2 protein-coding genes are annotated in these 1,429 nt (G+C 43.0%); both read right to left on the minus strand.

Annotated elements, in window-relative coordinates:
* Positions 1–118: 118 nt before the first annotated feature.
* On the minus strand, positions 119–1,045 hold the full coding sequence (locus J7Q84_RS18080) for an IS3 family transposase (protein WP_280635625.1): 927 nt from the start codon (positions 1,043–1,045) through the stop codon (positions 119–121).
* Positions 1,036–1,347, minus strand: a complete 312-nt coding sequence (locus J7Q84_RS18085; protein ID WP_209096628.1) for a transposase — start codon at positions 1,345–1,347, stop codon at positions 1,036–1,038. Before J7Q84_RS18085 ends, J7Q84_RS18080 begins: the two co-directional genes overlap by 10 nt.
* Between the last annotated feature and the right edge of the window lie 82 nt (positions 1,348–1,429).

The raw sequence follows: 1,429 nt of genomic DNA on the forward strand, positions 1-1,429 counted from the left end.
CGGGTTAACCCCCTAAATTTGGACACTTGCTTGCTAAAATCACACCTATTCTCAAAATCTCTATAAATTGCTCATGTTTGCTTGCGAAGGCAATCCAATCAGATTCCCTCGCAAGAACTTATACCCGAACATCAGCGATAGGTATGATCTCTTGATTTCTATGTTCATAGAATTCTGTAGGCGATCGATAGCCGATACTAGAATGAATGCGACGTTCGTTGTAGAAATGGATGAATTCACTTACTATTTGATATGCTTCGCCGTACGTGTCAAAGACATTCCGTCTAAAGCATTCTTCTTCGAGGATACTATGAAATGCCTCAATGTGAGCGTTCATGTTTGGTGTCCGTGGCGGGATGCGTTCGTGTTCCATGCTAAACTCCTGACATGCTTCTTCAAAGGCATGTGAAACAAATTGTGGACCATTATCTGTTCGAATGACAGGCTTTGTATCCTCTTCAAACTGTCTCCGTTTCCACAATGCTCGTTGCACGGTATGGATGGCATCCTTCGCCGTACAAGACGTACCGATATGGTACTCAACGATAGAACGATCATACACATCAATGACAGACATGACAAAGAAAAAGCGGTCTTCTCCTTCGATATAGCCGTATTTGATATCCATCTCCCACAATTGATTGGAGTGGGTAATCGTTCGGTTACGAGCGAGACGTTTCGGGTGCCGAAGGCGCAAACGGCGCTGGGGACGAAGAATGTTTAGCTCTTTGCACAGGCGGTATACCTTCTTGTGATTCACAACGAGCTGATAATCCCGCCTTAAGGCATAGGTTAGTTTTCTATACCCGTACACTGATTCGTCACCAGCGATAAGCTCTGAGACCCATTCCTTAATCTGTTCATCTGAAATCCGTTGTTCGTCTGTCGTCACAGAAAACCCAGGTGCAGGTCGTCCCTCACTTACACGCTTGATGGAATTCTCTTTTCTTTCTTGATAATAATAGGTAGAACGAGAAATTCCTACGATTCGTAACACCAGTTGCTTGGGATACCCACACTGGATCCACTCTTGTGCTACTTCCAGTTTCTCGGTAAGTGAGGGTTCTTCTTTTTTATCAAGTCACGCAGAATCGCAATCTCTAAATCCTTTTCTCCCAGTAGCTTTTTCAGCTGATCATTCTCTTGTTCCAACTGTTTTACTTCAATGGGAGAAGTAACACCTTCAGACCATTCTATAGTAGAATCGTCCTCATACTGTTTCATCCATTTGCTGACAAGATTAACATGAATCTCGTATCGTCTGGCTACGGCAGCTTTGTTCCCTGTCTCTTTTGCTTCTCGTACTACTTGAAGCTTTAGTTCTTTCGGATATACTTTCCTCTTCATAAAAAATCCCCCTATTACTCGTTACTCTAAGTATAAAGAATCACACCTTAGAGTGTCCAAGTTCATTAGGGGGCTAAAAAGA

This window comes from Bacillus sp. 165 (assembly GCF_017742235.1).
GTDB lineage: Bacteria > Bacillota > Bacilli > Bacillales > Bacillaceae_G > JAGHKQ01.

What these genes read in the sequence shown, in the direction of transcription:
- J7Q84_RS18085 (WP_209096628.1), bottom strand. Translation starts at nt 1,347, where the DNA reads ATGAAGAGGAAAGTATATCCGAAAGAACTAAAGCTTCAAGTAGTACGA.